Below are 15,227 nucleotides of genomic sequence, written 5' to 3' on the forward strand. Positions count from 1 at the left end.
GCCTCAGCCCCGCAGCGCATCATGCATTGCGGCCATACACGTCCTCGAACCGCACGATGTCGTCCTCGCCGAGATAACTGCCCGACTGCACCTCGATCAGCTCCAGCGGCACCTTGCCCGGGTTTTCCAGCCGGTGCTTGCTGCCCAGCGGGATGTAGGTGCTCTGGTTCTCGGCCAGCAGGAACACCTTGTCATCGCAGGTAACCCGGGCACTGCCGCTGACCACGATCCAGTGCTCGGCCCGGTGGTGGTGCATCTGCAGGCTGAGCGCCGCACCGGGCTTGACCACGATGCGCTTGACCTGGAACCGGTCGCCGCTGTCGATGCCGTCGTAGCTTCCCCAGGGACGATACACCTTGCGATGCACGCTCGCCTGCGACCGACCCTGCGATTTGAGGGCAGAAACTATCTCCTTGACTTTCTGGACCTGGTCCTTCGCCGCCACCAGGAGCGCGTCGTCGGTATCCACCACGATCACGTCCTGCAGGCCGAGCAGGCTGACCAGGCGGCGGCCACCCCAGGCCAGCGTGTTGCGGCAGTCGATCGCGAGCACGTCGCCGTGGTGGGCATTGCCGTCCGGATCCTGGTCGGCGATCTCCCAGAGGGCGGACCACGAGCCTACATCGCTCCAACCGACGTCGATGGGCAGCACGGCGGCGTGTGAAGTTTTTTCCATCACCGCGTAATCGATGGAGTCCGACGGGCAGGCTTCGAACGCCGCGCGGTCGAGTCGCAGGAAGTCGGCATCGCGCTTGGCCCCGGCCAGCGCGGCCTTGGCGGCGGCGAGGATGGCCGGCGCGAACGCGGCCAGTTCCTCGAGGTAACGCGAGGCGCGGAACAGGAACATGCCCGAGTTCCAGAAGTAGTCGCCGCTGGCGACGTAGGCCTGGGCCGTGGTCAGGTCGGGCTTCTCCACGAACCGCTCCACGACGAGGGGCGCCTGTGGGAGGGACTTCAGTCCCGATTGCCCTTCGCCGGAAAGCATCGGGACTGAAGTCCCTCCCACAGGGGACGCGGCGGATTTGATGTAGCCGTAGCCGGTCTCGGGGCCGGTGGGAACGATGCCGAAGGTGACCAGCTTGCCGGCCCCGGCCGCGGGCGCGGCGGCCAGCACGGCGGCGCGGAAGCCGGCTTCGTCGCGGATCACGTGGTCGGAAGGCAGCACCAGCAGCAGCGGGTCGTCGCCGCCGGCCTGGGCCTGCAGCGCGGCCGCGGCGATGGCCGGGGCAGTGTTGCGGCCCAGGGGCTCGAGCAGCAGCGCGGCGGGGGTCACCCCGAGCTGGCGCAGCTGTTCGGCCACCATGAAGCGGTGCTCTTCGTTCGCCACCACGATCGGCGCGGCGGCGCCTTCAAGCCCGGCCAGGCGCTGCCAGGTGGCCTGCAGCAGCGACTGTTCGCCCACCAGCGGCTGGAACTGCTTGGGGTGGGTCTCGCGCGAAAGCGGCCAGAGCCGCGTGCCGGAGCCGCCGGAGAGCAGGACGGGGATGATCTGGGGCATGGGGATTTGCCTTGGAAAACAGGCCTCCATGATGCCCTGCCCGCCCCGGCTGTGGGAGGGACTTCAGTCCCGATGCGTTCAGGCGAAAAGCATCGGGACTGAAGTCCCTCCCACAAGGGGCGGCGCGGGTGATAATCGCGGCATGACCCTGCCTACCCGCGATGACCTGCGCCTGGAGTGGACCCGCCAGGCCCTTGCCGACCCCGACGCGAGCCTCGAGCGCGCCTCCAACGACGCGTCCTTCCGCAGTTACTGGCGCAGCCACTCTGCCGGCCGGAGCTGGATCGTGATGGACGCGCCGCCGGACCGCGAGGACATCCGCCCGTGGCTGGACGTCGCTTCGCGCCTGGCCCGCGCCGGCGTGCACGTGCCCGAGATCCAGGCCGCCGATGCCGACCGCGGCTTCGTGGTGATGGAGGACCTGGGCGACCGCCTGTACCTGCCCGAGCTCGGCGAATCCACCGCCGACCGTCTCTACGGTGCCGCGCTCGACGCGCTGCTGGCGATGCAGCGGCACGCCGACGCCAGCGACCTGCCCGCCTACGACGAAGGCCGCCTGGTCACCGAGATGGAGCTGATGCCGGAGTGGCTGCTCAAGCGCCATCTCGGCTACACGCCGGAGTGCGAGGAGTGGGACGTCATCGAGTCGGCCTTCCGCGCGCTGGTGAACAACGCGCGCCTGCAGCCGCAGGTCTTCGTGCACCGCGACTACCATTCGCGCAACCTGCTGGTCACCGCGCGCGACAGCCCGGGCGTGATCGATTTCCAGGACGCCGTGCGCGGCCCGGTCACCTACGACCTGGTGTCGCTGCTGCGCGACTGCTACATCGCCTGGCCGGAAGCGCGGGTGAACGCCTGGGTCGAGGACTACCGCCAGCGGCTGGTGGCCGAGGGCCTGACCACGGTGGACGCCGCCGCCTTCCTGCGCGCCTTCGACCTGATGGGCCTGCAGCGGCACCTGAAGGTGCTCGGCATCTTCTGCCGGCTCTGGTACCGCGACGGCAAGGCCGGCTACCTGCAGGACCTGCCGCTGGTGTGGCGCTACACCCGCGAGGTGGGTGCGCGCTATCCGGAAACCGCGGAGCTGGTCGCGCTGCTCGAGCGCGTCATCGGCACCACCGACCTGACCCTGCCGCGCGAATGAAGGCCTTGGTATTCGCTGCGGGCAAGGGCGAGCGGATGCGACCGCTGACCGACCACACGCCGAAGCCCTTGCTGCCCGTGCGCGGCAAGCCGCTGATCGCCTGGCACCTGGAGCGGCTGGCCGGGGCTGGCGTCACCGACGTCGTGGTGAACATCGCCTGGCTGGCCGAGTGCTTCGAGCCGGCGCTGGGCGACGGCTCGCGCTGGGGCCTGCGCCTGCACTACTCGCGCGAGGGCGCCGAGCCGCTGGAAACCGGCGGCGGCATGCTGCACGCGCTGCCGCTGCTGGGCGACGCGCCATTCCTTGCGGTGAACGGCGACATCTGGTGCGACGTCGATTTCGCCGCCCTGCCGCGCGAGCCGCGCGGCCTCGCGCACCTGGTGATGGTCGACAATCCCGACCACAACCCGCGCGGCGATTTCGCCCTCGACCCCGCCGGCGTGCTGCACGCCGACGGCACCCCGCGCCTGACCTTCGCCGGTATCGGCGTCTACCGACCTTCGCTGCTTTCGAGCTGGCGCGAGGTCATCGGCCCCGCCCCCGGCGCCGGCGAGTCGCCGCCGCGCTTCAAGCTCGCGCCCCTGCTGCGCGCCGCCATGGCCCGCGGCGAAGTGGACGGCCGCCACCACCGCGGCGAATGGACCGACGTGGGCACCCCGGCGCGCCTGGCGGCCCTGGGCTAGCCGTGCGGCCCGGGGCGCGGCCGAATCGGCCGGCAATTCCTGTGCAGGAAGTCTCAGTTCGCGACATTGCCCGGCCCGCGTTAAGTGGCGACTCAAGCGCGCGCGTGCATTAATGGCCGGCTGATGACACATTCCCTGCTCCAGAACCTGCGAACTGGCCTGTCCCGCACGCTTGAAGGCGACCTGGCGGGCATGCCGCCGCACGACCGCCGCGAGCAGTACCGCCGCCAGATCCGCATGCTGCACGGGCCACTGTCGAGCCTGCTGCTGGCCCTCGCCCTGCTGGAGACGCTGCGCGTGGCCGCGCACGCCTTCTTCGACTGGGCCCAGGCCGCGGCGCTGGGTTGGGAGTTCGCGGCGGCGGCCGGCATGCTGGCCCTGGCCGCCGTGTACCGGCGGGTGGCGTCGCTGCGGCGTCGGGTGCTGTTGGGCTCGGCCTTTTTCGCCGTGCTGCTGCTGAGCCTGGCGGGCTTTGGCGACGACTGGCGCCAGATGCCGGCGCTTTCGCTGGCCGGCTTCCTGCTGATCCCGGTCGGCGTGTTGCCGCTGCTGGTGCGGCCGCGGGTGGCGCTGGCGGTGCTGGCGGCCAGCACCTTCGTGGCCGGTACGCTGCTGCTGGCGCTGGAGTCGATCACGGTCGATGAGCGCCTGCTGTTCGGCTTCTACTACGCAATGAGCGCCACGGCCGGGCTGACCCTGCGGCGCGCGCGCGCCAACCTTGCCATCCGGCTGGACCAGAGGGTGGAAACACTTTGGCAGCGCGCCGTCAGCGACCCGCTCACCGGCCTGCTCAATCGCCAGGGCTGGATCAGCCTGGCCGGCACGGCGATGGGCGACGCGGTCGCGGCGGGCCAGCGCCCGGTGGTGCTGTTCATCGACGTGGACCACTTCAAGCGCGTCAACGACGCCCACGGCCACCTGGTGGGCGACGAGATCCTGCGCGAGCTGGGCCACCTGATCGATGCGCGGGTCGGCCCCGGCGAGCTGTGCGCGCGCCTGGGCGGCGAGGAATTCGCCTGCCTGTTGCCGGGCGCCACCGACGACCAGGCCGAGCGCTTCGCCATGCGCCTGGCCAACGACTACCGCGAGCGGGCCGAGCGCTTCGGCTCGACCCTGAGCATCGGCATCGCCACCCACCGCGACGGCGACCTGCTCAACGACATGCTGGCGCGGGCCGACGCCGCGCTGTACCAGGCCAAGCGCGACGGCCGCGACCGGATCGTCTACGCCGCCGGCGACTAGGGCGCGCCTTCCTGCAGCAGCGTGCGCAGGAAGGGAATGGTGATGCGCCGCTGCGCGGCGAGGCTGGCGCGGTCGATGCGCTCGAGCAACCGGGTCAGGCTGGCCAGGTCGCGGTCGACGCGACGCAGCAGGTAGTCCAGCACGGCGTCGTCGAGCTCGAGGCCCCGGCGGGCGCCGCGCTGGCGCAGCACCTCGCGCCGGCCCGCGTCATCGAGCGGCTCCAGCGCGAAACGCACGCACTGGCCCAGGCGCGTCACCAGGTCCGGCAGCTGCAGGCCCAGCGCGACCGGGTTGCCGCGCGCAGCGTACATAACGACGGCGCCGCTGGCGCGCGCGCGGTTGTGGAAGTGGAACAGCGCCTCCTCGTCCCCGCCGCTGCCGGCGATGGCGTCCAGGCCATCGAGGCAGAGCAACGCGCTGCCTTCCTGCGCCGCCAGTGCTTCGGCGAGCCGCCCGGCGAATGCGGCCAGCGGCAGGTAGGCGGCGCGCCGGCCGGCGGCGGTGGCCTCGGCGCAGGCGGCCAGCAGCAGATGGGTCTTGCCGCTGCCGGCCGGCCCCGCCAGGAACAACCAGTCGCTCGCCTCGCCGCGCGCACCCGCGCGCACGGCATCACGCACGGCCGGCTGGCCGTGGAAGGCGTCGAACTGCTGGTCGGGCGGCGTGCGCAGCGACAGCGGCAGCTGCGGCGTGTTCACGCGTCTTTCTGTGGGAGGGACGCCGCGTCATCGGCGCCGTAGAGCTGGCTCGCGGTGTAGCGCGCATGGGCATAGCGCATCACCACCACCAGCACCGCCGCCAGCGGCAGCGCGAGCAGCACGCCAAGGAAGCCGAACAGCTGGCCGCCGGCCATGATCGCGAAGATCACCGCCACCGGATGCAGGCCGATCTTGTCGCCCACCAGCCATGGCGTCAGCCAGAAACTCTCGAGCAGCTGGCCGAGGCCGAACACGCCCAGCACCAGCGCCAGGTGCATCAGGTCGCCGTGCTGCACCAGCGTGGCGATGACCGCCGCGCCCAGGCCAACGATGGCGCCCAGGTAAGGCACGAAGCTGACCAGGCCGGCGACGATGCCGATCAGGATGCCCAGGTCGACGCCCACCGCCGTGAGCCCGATTGCGTAGATCGCGCCCAGCGCGATCATCACGCTCAGCTGGCCGCGGATGAAGCCACCCAGCACCTGGTCCGATTCGTGGGTGAGCTGGCTCACCACCGGCTCGACCGGGCGCGGCAGCAGGTCGCGCACCCTGGCCAGCATGCCGGCGCCGTCGCGCATGAAGTAGAAGGTCACCACCGGGATCAACGCCAGGTTGGCGATCCAGCCCAGGATGGCGATGCCCGACTTGGACACGCCGCCGAACACCGTCGCGGCGATGCCGCCGGCTTCCTGCCAGTGCTTCTTGAGCAGCTCGATGATCGCGCTCGGGTCGATGTAGCTGGCCAGCTCGAGATTGAAGCGCTGCTCGGCCCAGGGCACCGCGGTGCCGGTGAGCCAGGCACCGAAGCGCGGCAGCCAGTCGATGAACTTCGACACCTGGTTCTCGATCAGCGGGATCAGCAGCAGCACCGCCAGTACGATCACCAGCGTCATCAGCGAAAACACCAGCAGCACCGCGATCGAGCGCGACCGGCCGCCGCGCTCGAGGCGGCGCACCAGCGGCTCGCCCAGCCAGGCCAGCAGGGCCGAAACCACGAACGGGGTGAGGATCGGCGCCAGCAGCCAAACCAGCACGCCCACGGCCGCGGCCAGGGCCAGCCACTGCCAGCGGCGGCGGTCGCTGAACGGGTCGGGCAAGCGCGCGGCAGGGGCGGTCACGGCAGCAGCCGGTAGGTGGGCACGCCGCCGCCGGCGACGGGATCCCGGGCCAGCACGCTGCCGGCGGCCACGAAGCGGTCGAAGCCTTCCGCGCCCACCGCCAGGTCGAGCTGCAGCGACAGCGCGTCGGCCTCGGCGCGCACCACGCGCAGGCCGGTCACCACCGCCAACGTTTGCAAGTAGCCCATCGCGCGCGTGAAATCGGTGCCGTCGCGCAGGCCGGTGACGGCGATGGCCAACTGGGTCGGCTCACCGGCCTGCATCGGCACGGCGTCGCGGCGGGCGATGGCGTCGGCGGCGCCATCGGCACCCGAGGCGATCGCGCGCTGCGGGCTGGGGTCGCTGAAGGACCAGCGCGAGAGCTCGGTGGCGCCGTCGCTCAGCACCCAGTCGGCGGTCCAGCCGGCGCCGGCGCGGTAAACGCGGCCCAGCAGCTGCACCTGGCCACCGTAGCGTGCGGTCAGCGGCAGCATCGGTGCCGGCGTCTGGCTCCAGACGGTCTGCACCGCGGCCTGCTCGACCGCGCTGCCGGCCGGCATGCCGAAGCGCAGGCCGCGCTCGAGGCCGCGCTCGGCCAGCGGCTTCACCACCGCCAGCTGCTGGGCGTTGACCAGGCGCGCGCCGCGGCCATCGTCGATCGCCAGCCACAGGATCGGCCGCGGCCGGCCGCCGCCCCAATACTTCAGGCCGGACGCGGCCACCAGCGCATCCACCCCGTTGGGGTCGAAGGCGAAGCTCATGGTGGTCTTGTAGACCGGCACGCCGCCGATGGCGGTATTGCCCTGCTGGTCGCTCGATTCGCGGGTGTCGCTGGTGGTGACGTAGGTTTCGGCGCTGGCCAGGGCGCGGCGCACCAGCGGGTGGCTGGCGGCCTTCGGGTCGCCGGTCAGCTTCACCACCACCTGGGCCAGGGCACGCGCGGTCGCCGCGCGGCGCTCGCCGGCGCCCTGCGAGATCAGGGTCACCTGGCCCTGGTAAAGGCTCAGGTCACGTTCGGCCGGCAGCCCGCCCGCCGGGGCGTCGGCCAGCGGACCTGCCACGGGCTCGGCCGCAGCCGCTTCCGTGGGAGGGACTTCAGTCCCGATCGCCGCAGCCGGCACAAGCGCCGCGAACAGGACAAGCAGGCAGGGATTCAGGAAGCTGGGGCGCATGGGGGGATTCGCTGAAAACACAGCCTGCATGGTGCCGCAAGGCGGGCGGGGGCGTCCAACTTCCGGGAGGAGAGCTTCGGGACTGAAGTCCCTCCTACAGGTTGCGTGGCCCGCAGGAGGGACTTCAGTCCCGAACGCTCTTGCTAGAATGCCGCCCTTCCCCGCGCCCCGGATGCCGCCCGTGACCACCCCCACCCCCCTCACCTACCGCGATGCGGGCGTCGACATCGATGCCGGCAACGAAGTCGTCGAGCGCATCAAGCCCCTGGTCAAGCGCACCTTCCGGCCCGAGGTGATGGGCGGCCTGGGCGGGTTCGGCGCCCTGTTCAACCTCTCGGGCAAGTACCGCGAGCCGGTGCTGGTGAGCGGCACCGACGGCGTGGGCACCAAGCTCAAGCTGGCCCAGCAGCTCAACCGCCACGACACCATCGGCATCGACCTGGTCGGCATGTGCGTGAACGACGTGCTGGTGCAGGGCGCCGAGCCGCTGTTCTTCCTCGACTATTTCGCCACCGGCAAGCTGCACGTGGACACCACGGTCTCGGTCGTCGGCGGCATCGCCAGGGGCTGCGAGCTGGCCGGCTGCGCCCTGATCGGCGGCGAAACCGCCGAAATGCCCGACATGTACCCGCCCGGCGAGTACGACCTGGCCGGCTTCACCGTCGGCGCGGTGGAGAAGGCGAACCTGCTCGACGGCGCCAAGGTGCGCGAGGGCGACGTGCTGCTGGGCATCGCCTCCTCGGGCCCGCACTCGAACGGCTATTCGCTGGTGCGCCGCATCTACGACCGCGCCGGCCGCCCGGCCGACCTCGACCTCGGCGGCGTGAAGCTGGTGGACGCGCTGATGGCACCGACCACCCTCTACGTGAAGCCCATCCTCGAGCTGCTGGGCAAGCACGACCTGCACGCCATGGCCCACATCACCGGCGGCGGCCTGACCGAGAACATCATCCGCGTCATCCCCGACGGCCTGGGCCTGGACATCGAGGCCTCGGCCATCGTGCTGCCGCCCGTGTTCGAGTGGCTGCAGCGCGAAGGCGCGGTGCCGAACCCCGAGATGTGGCGCACCTTCAACTGCGGCGTCGGCTTCGTGCTGGTGCTGGCGCCGGGCGACGTGGCGGCGGTCTCGGCCGACCTGCAGCGCCTGGGCCTGGCCCACCGCGCCATCGGCCAGGTCGTGAAGGCCCGCGGCGAAGAGCGTGTCCACATCGGCTGACCTGCGGGAATGGCGTCACTGCCGGACTTGCGGGCGGAATGACCGGGGCGAGCCGCGGGGCGATACAGCTCCTTTGCCCTATCCGTGTTCATCTGTGTTCATCCGTGGCAGAAAAGCCCTCCACCTGATTCACCGCCGAGGGAATGAAGTTGCGCCCAGACGGTAAGCCAACCGAGGAATACAGGATCGCCGTGCTGGCCTCGGGGCGCGGCAGCAACCTGCAGGCCCTGCTCGGGGCCATCGCGGCCGGCCCCTTGCCGGCGCGGGTCGTGGGTGTTTTCTCGGACAAGCCGGCCAGCGGGGCCATTGCACTGGCGCGGGAGGCGGGCATCGCCAACGTCGCGCTGCGGCCGCGCGACTTCGCCGATCGCGATGCCCACGATGAAGCGCTGTTCAGCGCCGTGGCGGCCGTTCAGCCCGACCTCATCGTGTGTGCGGGATACCTGCGCATCATCAGCGCCGCTTCGGTGCGACGATTCGAGGGCCGCATGATCAACATCCATCCATCGCTGCTGCCGAAGTACCCCGGGCTGGACACCCACGCCCGCGCGCTCGCCGCCGGCGACGCCGAGCACGGCGCCAGCGTGCACGTGGTGGTACCCGAACTCGATGCCGGCCCGCTGCTGTCGCAAGTGCGCATCCCGGTGCTTGCCGGCGACGACGCCGCAGCCCTCGCCGCGCGCCTGCTGCCGCGCGAGCACGCGCTGCTGAGCGGCACCTGCGCGTTGCTGGCCACGGGCTGGATGGACATCTCGCGCGATCCCGTCGTTTTCGACGGCCAGCCGCTGCGTGCACCCCTGGTGCTCAACGACGACGACACCTTCAGGGAGGGCTGAGCCATGCGCACCTTGTTGATTGCCCTCGCCTGCCTGCTGCCCGGCGCCTCGTTCGCCGCGCCGCCGCCGGCCCCGTTCACCGCCGACTACGCGGTGTTCCAGGACAACAAGCCGCTGGGCACGGGCCGCATCAGCCTGCGCCGCCTGCCCGATGGGAACTGGGAAATGGTGACCCGCAGCGAGGCCACGCAGGGCGTGGCCGCGGTGGCCGGCGTGCGCCGCGAAGAAACCTCGGTGATCCGCTGGACCGACGGCACGCCGCAGTCACGTTCCTACGACATGCGCCAGAAGGCCGCCTGGAACGAGCGCCGGGAAACCCTGCGCGTGGACCCGGCGCGCCGGACCGCCACCGCCACCTACAAGAACGAAAGCCGGGACCTGCCCTGGCGCGCCGACCTGCTGGACCGCCACGCCGTCACGGCCGCCCTGATGGCCGAACTGGCCGCCGGCCGCCGGGGGGAGATGGCATTCGCGGTCGCCGACCGCCGCGGCGTCGAAACCCAGCGCTACCGCACCGCGGCCAACGTCCGCCTGCAGACGGCGCTGGGCACCGAGCGGGCGATCCGCGTCGAGCGCCTGCGCGACGACGACAGCGGCCGCGTCACCAAGATCTGGTTCGCCCGCGAGCGCGGCTGGCTGCCCCTGCGCATCAAGCAATACGAGTCCGACGGCAGCACCCTGGACCTGCGCATCACCGCGGTCCGTTGAAGCATTCTGTTCGCCACGGATGAACACGGAAACCGCGGCCAAGAAAAATCAGCCAGGCAAGCGCCGGATCTTGGCGCCGAGGGTGCCGAGCTTCTCTTCGATGTTCTCGTAGCCGCGGTCGATGTGGTAGATGCGGTCCACCACGGTCTCGCCGTGCGCGACCAGGCCCGCCAGCACCAGTGAAGCCGAAGCGCGCAGGTCGGTGGCCATGATCGGCGCGCCGGTCATGCGCTCGACGCCGCGGATGATGGCAGTGTTGCCCTCGACCCGGATGTCGGCGCCCAGGCGCTGCAGCTCGTTGAGGTGCATGAAGCGGTTCTCGAAGATCGTCTCGGTGATCACGCCCACGCCCTCGGCCACAGTGTTGAGCGCCGCGAACTGCGCCTGCATGTCGGTGGGGAACGCCGGGTACGGCGCCGTGGTCAGGTTCACCGCCTTCGGGCGGCGGCCGCGCATGTCCACTTCGATCATGTCGTCGCGGGTGTTGATGTGCGCGCCGGCCTCCTCCAGCTTTACCAGGATCGCGTCCATGGTGTCGGCGCGGGCGCGGCGGATCGACACCTTGCCGCCGGTCATCGCGCCGGCGACCAGGAAGGTGCCGGCCTCGATGCGGTCGGGCAGCACGTCGTAGTGGATGCCGGCCAGGCGGTCCACGCCGTGCACCACGATGCGGTTGCTGCCGGCGCCCTCGATCTGCGCGCCCATCGCGATGAGGCAGTTGGCCAGGTCGACCACCTCGGGCTCCTGCGCGCAGTTCTCGAGCACGGTGGTGCCCTTGGCCAGCGCCGCGGCCATCAGCACGTTCTCGGTGCCGGTGACGGTGATCATGTCGAACACGTAGCGGCCGCCGCGCAGGCGCTCGGCGCGGGCCTTGATGAAGCCGTTCTCCACCGTGACCTCGGCGCCCAGCGCCTGCAGGCCGCGGATGTGCTGCTCGACCGGGCGCGAACCGATGGCGCAGCCGCCGGGCAGCGACACTTCGGCGTGGCCGAAGCGGGCCAGCAGCGGGCCCAGCACCAGGATCGAGGCGCGCATGGTCTTGACCAGCTCGTACGGCGCCACGGTGGAGGTGATGAAGCGCGGGTCGGCGGTGATGGTGAGCTTCTCGTCCACCATCAGCTGCACGCCCATGGCGCCCAGCAGCTCCATGGTGGTGGTGACGTCGTGCAAGTGAGGGACGTTCCCGATGGAGATCGGGCCGTCGGCCAGCAACGTGGCCGCGAGGATCGGCAGCACGGCGTTCTTTGCGCCGGAAATCTGCACCTCGCCGTTGAGCGGCTCGCCGCCCGTGATCACGATCTTGGCCATGTCTTATTTTTCTTCTTCTTCGGGAGTCAGGGTGCGCAGCGCGAGGGCGTGGATCTCGCCACCCATGCGGTCGCCAAGGGTGGCGTAGACCAGGCGGTGGCGGGCCAGCGGCAGTTTGCCGCGGAAGGCTTCCGAGACCACGGTGGCCTCGAAATGCACGCCGTCGTCGCCCAACACGCGGGCGCGGGCGCCGGGCAGGCCGGTTTCGATCAGGTTCTGGATGATGTCGGGGGTCATGGCGGACGGGGCGCGGCTGGCGCGCAGGCCTTACAATGAGGCCCCGCATCATACCCCCAACGCCCCCTGCATGAACGATCCCGCCCAGGCCCCGAAGGTCACCGACGCCGCCCTGGTGGCCAGCGGCCGCGCCGTCATCGACGTCGAGGCCCAAGCCCTGGCCGCCCTGCACGCCCGAATCGGCGCCGAATTCGCGGCGGCCTGCCGGCTGATGCTGGCCTGCCGCGGCCGCGTGGTCTGCACCGGCATGGGCAAGTCCGGGCACATCGCCAAGAAGATCGCCGCCACCCTGGCCTCCACCGGCACCCCGGCCTTCTTCATGCACCCTGGCGAGGCCAGCCATGGCGACCTGGGCATGGTGACCGACGCCGACCTGGTGCTGGCCCTGTCCAACTCCGGCGAATCCGACGAGATCCTGGCCATCGTCCCGGCGCTCAAGCGCCAGGGCAACCTGATGATCGCCATGACCGGCCGCCCCGCCTCCAGCCTGGCCCGCCTGGCCGACGTGCACCTGGACGCCAGCGTGCCGGCCGAGGCCTGCCCGCTGGGCCTGGCCCCGACCTCCAGCACCACCGCGGCGCTGGTGCTGGGCGACGCGCTCGCGGTGGCCCTGCTCGAGGCCCGCGGCTTCACCGCCGAGGACTTCGCCCGTTCGCACCCGGCGGGCAGCCTGGGCCGCAAGCTGCTGCTGCACATCCGCGACATCATGCACACCGGCGCCGCGGTGCCCTCGGTGCACGCCGACGCCAGCACCACCGCCGCCCTGCTCGAGATGACCCGCAAGCGCCTGGGCATGACCGCGGTGGTCGATGCCGCCGGCGTGCTGCAGGGCGTGTTCACCGACGGCGACCTGCGCCGCGCGCTCGATGATGAGCAGACCGACCTGCACGCCACGCCGGTGTCGAAGCTGATGGGCCGCACGCCCAAGACCATCGGCGCCGACGCACTGGCGGTCGAGGCCGCGCACCTGATGGAGGAGTTCAAGATCAGTTCGCTGGTCGTCGTGGACGCCGATCGCAGGGTCGTCGGCGCCCTGAACATTCATGACCTGTTGCGCGCCCGCGTGGTCTGATCCGGCGATGATCCTTCCCGACAGCGACCTCCGCGCCCGCGCCGCCGGCATCCGCCTGGCCTGTTTCGACGTGGACGGCACGCTCACCGACGGCCGCCTGCACTACGACGCCGACGGCAGGGAATCGAAGGCCTTCCACGTGCTCGACGGCCAGGGCCTGCGCCTGCTCGAAGACCATGGCATCACCGTCGCCCTGGTCACCGCCCGCGAAAGCGCCGCGGTGCTGGCGCGCGCCCGCGACCTGCGCATCGCGCACGTGCACACCGGCGTGAAGGACAAGGCCGCCACCCTGCGCATGCTGTGCGCGCAGCTGGGCGTCGGCGCCGCGGAAACCGCGCACATGGGCGACGACCTGCCCGACCTGCCGGCGCTGGCGCTGGCCGGCCTGGCCACCGCCCCGGCGAACGCCCATCCCTGGGTCGCCGAACGCGTGCACTGGCAGTCGCGCGCCCGCGGCGGCGAGGGCGCCGTGCGCGAACTCTGCGACCTGCTGCTCGAGGCCCGCGGCCTGCGCGCCGCCGTGCTCGCGCGCTTCGGCATCGAATGAGCCGGGCCTGGATCAACGCCGTGCTTGGCCTGCTGGCGCTGGTGCTGGTGAGCCTGGCCGTGTGGCAGTGGAGCCAGCGCCAGGTGCCGCCGGTGCAGGTGCCCCAGCGCTCCGACTACGTGCTGCGCGACTACGAGCTGACCACGCTGGACAAGGAAGGCCGCGAGTCCTTCACCGTGCGCGGGCCCTACCTGCAGCGCGACGTCGGCGGCAAGAGCCTGAGCCTGGTCGAGCCGCGCTTCTCCTTCCCCGCCTCGCAGGGCGGGCGCTGGCAGGCGAGCTCCGAGGCCGCCTGGGTCAGCCCGGGCGCCGACCAGGTGCACCTGCTGCGCCAGGTCGAGATGGTCGGCCCGCCCTCCGAGGCCGGCCTGCGCGTGCGCTTCGCCACCGAGCGCCTGCGGGTGCTGCCGGACGTGGACCGGGCCGACACCGCCGGGCAAGTGACCGTCACCCACGGCGACTCTATACTCGTGGGCACCGGCCTCGACGTGGACATGACGGCCAAGCGTTTCCAGCTGCTGAACGATGTCAAAGGACACTATGCGCCCCGCCGCAACTAGCCTGCTGATCCTCTGCCTGGCCGCCTCCGACCAGGTCCTGGCCAAGTCCACCGACCGCAGCCAGCCCATGGACATCGATGCCGACCGCACCGACGCCCTGCTCGGCGACGACGCCGTGTCCGTGCTCGAGGGCAACGTGAAGATCCGCCAGGGCAGCCTGGAGGTGGACGCCGACCGCGCCGAAGTGCACCGCCGCGCCGGCGACATCGACCGCATCGTCCTTACCGGCGCCCCGGCGCGGTTGCGCCAGGTCTCCGACACCGGCGAGCCGATGGATGCGCGCGCCCGCCAGGTCACCTACACCCTCGCCAGCGAAGTGATGGTGCTCACGGGCGGCGTGGTGATCGAGCAGCCGCGCGGCAACCTGCGCGGCGAGACCATCAAGTACAACGTCGACACCGGCCGCCTCGACGGCGGCGGCGACGGCCAGCGCGTGTCCCTCCGCATCCTGCCCAAGACCGCCCCGGCCAACTGATGCTGACCGCGGCGGGACTGGCCAAGAGCTACAAGTCGCGCCAGGTCGTGCACGACTTCGGGCTGTCGCTTCGCCCGGGCGAAGTGGTCGGCCTGCTGGGCCCGAACGGCGCCGGCAAGACCACCTGCTTCTACATGATCGTCGGCCTGGTCGCGACCGACACCGGCCAGATCCTGCTCGACGGCAACGACATCACCGCGCTGCCGATGCACGAGCGCGCGCGCCGCGGCCTCGGCTACCTGCCGCAGGAAGCTTCCGTATTCCGCAAGCTCTCGGTGGCCGACAACATCAGCGCCGTGCTCGAGCTGCGCACCGAACTCAATGCCGCCGCGCGCGAACGCGAGCTGGCCGCCCTGCTCGAGGAACTGCAGGTCGCCCACGTCGCCGGCCAGGCCGGCGCCAGCCTGTCGGGCGGCGAGCGCCGCCGCGTCGAGATCGCGCGCGCACTGGCGGCCGCGCCCCGGTTCATGCTGCTCGACGAACCCTTCGCCGGCGTCGACCCCATTTCGGTCGGCGAGATCCAGCGCATCGTCCGCCACCTCAAGCAGCGCGGCATCGGCGTGCTCATCACCGACCACAACGTGCGCGAGACCTTGGGCATTTGCGACCGGGCGTATATCCTCAATGCCGGCCGGGTCCTCGCGCAGGGGTCTCCCGACGAGGTCCTGGCCAACGCCGACGTGCGTCGGGTCTACCTGGGCGACTCCTTCCGCCTCTGAGGCCGGGCGCGCGGTCCC

General features: G+C 71.3%; 17 protein-coding genes. 11 read left to right on the forward strand and 6 right to left on the reverse strand.

Annotated features, from left to right (window positions below; genetic code table 11):
- Positions 1–19 precede the first annotated feature (19 nt).
- Positions 20–1,498 carry a mannose-1-phosphate guanylyltransferase/mannose-6-phosphate isomerase gene (locus tag Q0C12_RS02905; RefSeq protein ID WP_290885962.1) on the reverse strand — a complete coding sequence of 493 codons (1,479 nt, stop codon included), beginning with the start codon at positions 1,496–1,498 and terminating at the stop codon, positions 20–22.
- 142 nt (positions 1,499–1,640) lie between these two features.
- On the opposite strand from Q0C12_RS02905, the gene Q0C12_RS02910 reads away from it, so the two are divergent.
- From Q0C12_RS02910 to Q0C12_RS02920, 3 genes are all read left to right on the forward strand, one after another.
- Positions 1,641–2,642 carry a phosphotransferase gene (locus Q0C12_RS02910; protein ID WP_290885965.1) on the forward strand — a complete coding sequence of 334 codons (1,002 nt, stop codon included), beginning with the start codon at positions 1,641–1,643 and terminating at the stop codon, positions 2,640–2,642.
- On the forward strand, positions 2,639–3,325 hold the full coding sequence (gene murU / locus Q0C12_RS02915) for an N-acetylmuramate alpha-1-phosphate uridylyltransferase MurU (protein WP_290885967.1): 687 nt from the start codon (positions 2,639–2,641) through the stop codon (positions 3,323–3,325). The genes Q0C12_RS02910 and murU overlap by 4 nt, the downstream gene beginning before the upstream one ends.
- A gap of 123 nt (positions 3,326–3,448) precedes the next feature.
- Positions 3,449–4,567 carry a GGDEF domain-containing protein gene (locus Q0C12_RS02920; RefSeq protein ID WP_290885970.1) on the forward strand — a complete coding sequence of 373 codons (1,119 nt, stop codon included), beginning with the start codon at positions 3,449–3,451 and terminating at the stop codon, positions 4,565–4,567.
- Here Q0C12_RS02920 and hda read toward each other — a convergent pair.
- Genes hda through Q0C12_RS02935 form a run of 3 tightly spaced genes read right to left on the reverse strand, consistent with a single transcriptional unit; the run spans position 4,564 to position 7,531 of the window.
- Positions 4,564–5,262 carry a DnaA regulatory inactivator Hda gene (gene hda / locus Q0C12_RS02925; RefSeq protein WP_290885973.1) on the reverse strand — a complete coding sequence of 233 codons (699 nt, stop codon included), beginning with the start codon at positions 5,260–5,262 and terminating at the stop codon, positions 4,564–4,566. The genes Q0C12_RS02920 and hda overlap by 4 nt on opposite strands.
- A complete protein-coding gene (locus Q0C12_RS02930; protein ID WP_290885976.1) occupies positions 5,259–6,380 on the reverse strand; it encodes an AI-2E family transporter in 1,122 nt (373 codons plus the stop codon). The genes hda and Q0C12_RS02930 overlap by 4 nt, the downstream gene beginning before the upstream one ends.
- A complete protein-coding gene (locus Q0C12_RS02935; protein WP_290885979.1) occupies positions 6,377–7,531 on the reverse strand; it encodes a DUF2066 domain-containing protein in 1,155 nt (384 codons plus the stop codon). Before Q0C12_RS02935 ends, Q0C12_RS02930 begins: the two co-directional genes overlap by 4 nt.
- A 172-nt stretch (positions 7,532–7,703) precedes the next feature.
- On the opposite strand from Q0C12_RS02935, the gene purM reads away from it, so the two are divergent.
- The 3 genes from purM to Q0C12_RS02950 all read left to right on the forward strand — a co-directional run bounded on the left by purM (position 7,704) and on the right by Q0C12_RS02950 (position 10,291).
- Positions 7,704–8,747 carry a phosphoribosylformylglycinamidine cyclo-ligase gene (purM, locus tag Q0C12_RS02940; RefSeq protein WP_290885982.1) on the forward strand — a complete coding sequence of 348 codons (1,044 nt, stop codon included), beginning with the start codon at positions 7,704–7,706 and terminating at the stop codon, positions 8,745–8,747.
- 143 nt (positions 8,748–8,890) lie between these two features.
- Complete coding sequence (purN, locus tag Q0C12_RS02945) at positions 8,891–9,583, forward strand: phosphoribosylglycinamide formyltransferase (protein ID WP_290885985.1); 693 nt, start codon at positions 8,891–8,893, stop codon at positions 9,581–9,583.
- Positions 9,584–9,586: 3 nt separating this feature from the next.
- The gene (locus Q0C12_RS02950) at positions 9,587–10,291 is read left to right on the forward strand and encodes a DUF3108 domain-containing protein (protein WP_290885988.1); all 705 of its coding nucleotides are present in this window, start codon (positions 9,587–9,589) and stop codon (positions 10,289–10,291) included.
- Positions 10,292–10,339: 48 nt separating this feature from the next.
- On the opposite strand, the gene murA is transcribed toward Q0C12_RS02950, so the two are convergent.
- Positions 10,340–11,599: a UDP-N-acetylglucosamine 1-carboxyvinyltransferase gene (gene murA, locus Q0C12_RS02955; protein WP_290885990.1), complete on the reverse strand. Its 1,260-nt coding sequence runs from the start codon at positions 11,597–11,599 to the stop codon at positions 10,340–10,342.
- Positions 11,600–11,602: 3 nt separating this feature from the next.
- Positions 11,603–11,836 (reverse strand): BolA/IbaG family iron-sulfur metabolism protein, encoded by a 234-nt coding sequence (locus tag Q0C12_RS02960; RefSeq protein WP_290885993.1) that lies wholly within the window; start codon positions 11,834–11,836, stop codon positions 11,603–11,605.
- A 70-nt stretch (positions 11,837–11,906) separates the two neighbouring features.
- Here Q0C12_RS02960 and Q0C12_RS02965 point away from each other — a divergent pair, with 70 nt between their 5' ends.
- Genes Q0C12_RS02965 through lptB form a run of 5 tightly spaced genes read left to right on the forward strand, consistent with a single transcriptional unit; the run spans position 11,907 to position 15,209 of the window.
- Positions 11,907–12,908, forward strand: a complete 1,002-nt coding sequence (locus Q0C12_RS02965; protein WP_290885996.1) for a KpsF/GutQ family sugar-phosphate isomerase — start codon at positions 11,907–11,909, stop codon at positions 12,906–12,908.
- Between the two features lie 7 nt (positions 12,909–12,915).
- Positions 12,916–13,455 (forward strand): HAD hydrolase family protein, encoded by a 540-nt coding sequence (locus Q0C12_RS02970; protein ID WP_290885999.1) that lies wholly within the window; start codon positions 12,916–12,918, stop codon positions 13,453–13,455.
- Positions 13,452–14,015 (forward strand): LPS export ABC transporter periplasmic protein LptC, encoded by a 564-nt coding sequence (gene lptC, locus Q0C12_RS02975; RefSeq protein ID WP_290886002.1) that lies wholly within the window; start codon positions 13,452–13,454, stop codon positions 14,013–14,015. Before Q0C12_RS02970 ends, lptC begins: the two co-directional genes overlap by 4 nt.
- Positions 13,996–14,490, forward strand: a complete 495-nt coding sequence (gene lptA, locus Q0C12_RS02980; RefSeq protein ID WP_290886006.1) for a lipopolysaccharide transport periplasmic protein LptA — start codon at positions 13,996–13,998, stop codon at positions 14,488–14,490. The genes lptC and lptA overlap by 20 nt, the downstream gene beginning before the upstream one ends.
- The gene (gene lptB / locus Q0C12_RS02985) at positions 14,490–15,209 is read left to right on the forward strand and encodes an LPS export ABC transporter ATP-binding protein (RefSeq protein WP_290886008.1); all 720 of its coding nucleotides are present in this window, start codon (positions 14,490–14,492) and stop codon (positions 15,207–15,209) included. Before lptA ends, lptB begins: the two co-directional genes overlap by 1 nt.
- Positions 15,210–15,227 lie beyond the last annotated feature (18 nt).

It is taken from the genome of Arenimonas sp., from assembly GCF_022842045.1.
Classification (GTDB): Bacteria; Pseudomonadota; Gammaproteobacteria; order Xanthomonadales; family Xanthomonadaceae; genus Arenimonas.

Bases quoted from the DNA above. Each gene is read 5' to 3' on its own strand.
- lptA (WP_290886006.1), top strand. From the start codon at position 13,996: ATGCGCCCCGCCGCAACTAGCCTGCTGATCCTCTGCCTGGCCGCCTCC.
- Q0C12_RS02935 (WP_290885979.1), bottom strand. From the start codon at position 7,531: ATGCGCCCCAGCTTCCTGAATCCCTGCCTGCTTGTCCTGTTCGCGGCG.
- purN (WP_290885985.1), top strand. From the start codon at position 8,891: ATGAAGTTGCGCCCAGACGGTAAGCCAACCGAGGAATACAGGATCGCC.
- Q0C12_RS02920 (WP_290885970.1), top strand. From the start codon at position 3,449: ATGACACATTCCCTGCTCCAGAACCTGCGAACTGGCCTGTCCCGCACG.
- Q0C12_RS02965 (WP_290885996.1), top strand. From the start codon at position 11,907: ATGAACGATCCCGCCCAGGCCCCGAAGGTCACCGACGCCGCCCTGGTG.
- lptB (WP_290886008.1), top strand. From the start codon at position 14,490: ATGCTGACCGCGGCGGGACTGGCCAAGAGCTACAAGTCGCGCCAGGTC.
- murU (WP_290885967.1), top strand. From the start codon at position 2,639: ATGAAGGCCTTGGTATTCGCTGCGGGCAAGGGCGAGCGGATGCGACCG.
- Q0C12_RS02910 (WP_290885965.1), top strand. From the start codon at position 1,641: ATGACCCTGCCTACCCGCGATGACCTGCGCCTGGAGTGGACCCGCCAG.
- Q0C12_RS02950 (WP_290885988.1), top strand. From the start codon at position 9,587: ATGCGCACCTTGTTGATTGCCCTCGCCTGCCTGCTGCCCGGCGCCTCG.
- murA (WP_290885990.1), bottom strand. From the start codon at position 11,599: ATGGCCAAGATCGTGATCACGGGCGGCGAGCCGCTCAACGGCGAGGTG.
- Q0C12_RS02905 (WP_290885962.1), bottom strand. From the start codon at position 1,498: ATGCCCCAGATCATCCCCGTCCTGCTCTCCGGCGGCTCCGGCACGCGG.
- Q0C12_RS02960 (WP_290885993.1), bottom strand. From the start codon at position 11,836: ATGACCCCCGACATCATCCAGAACCTGATCGAAACCGGCCTGCCCGGC.
- Q0C12_RS02970 (WP_290885999.1), top strand. From the start codon at position 12,916: ATGATCCTTCCCGACAGCGACCTCCGCGCCCGCGCCGCCGGCATCCGC.
- purM (WP_290885982.1), top strand. From the start codon at position 7,704: ATGCCGCCCGTGACCACCCCCACCCCCCTCACCTACCGCGATGCGGGC.
- lptC (WP_290886002.1), top strand. From the start codon at position 13,452: ATGAGCCGGGCCTGGATCAACGCCGTGCTTGGCCTGCTGGCGCTGGTG.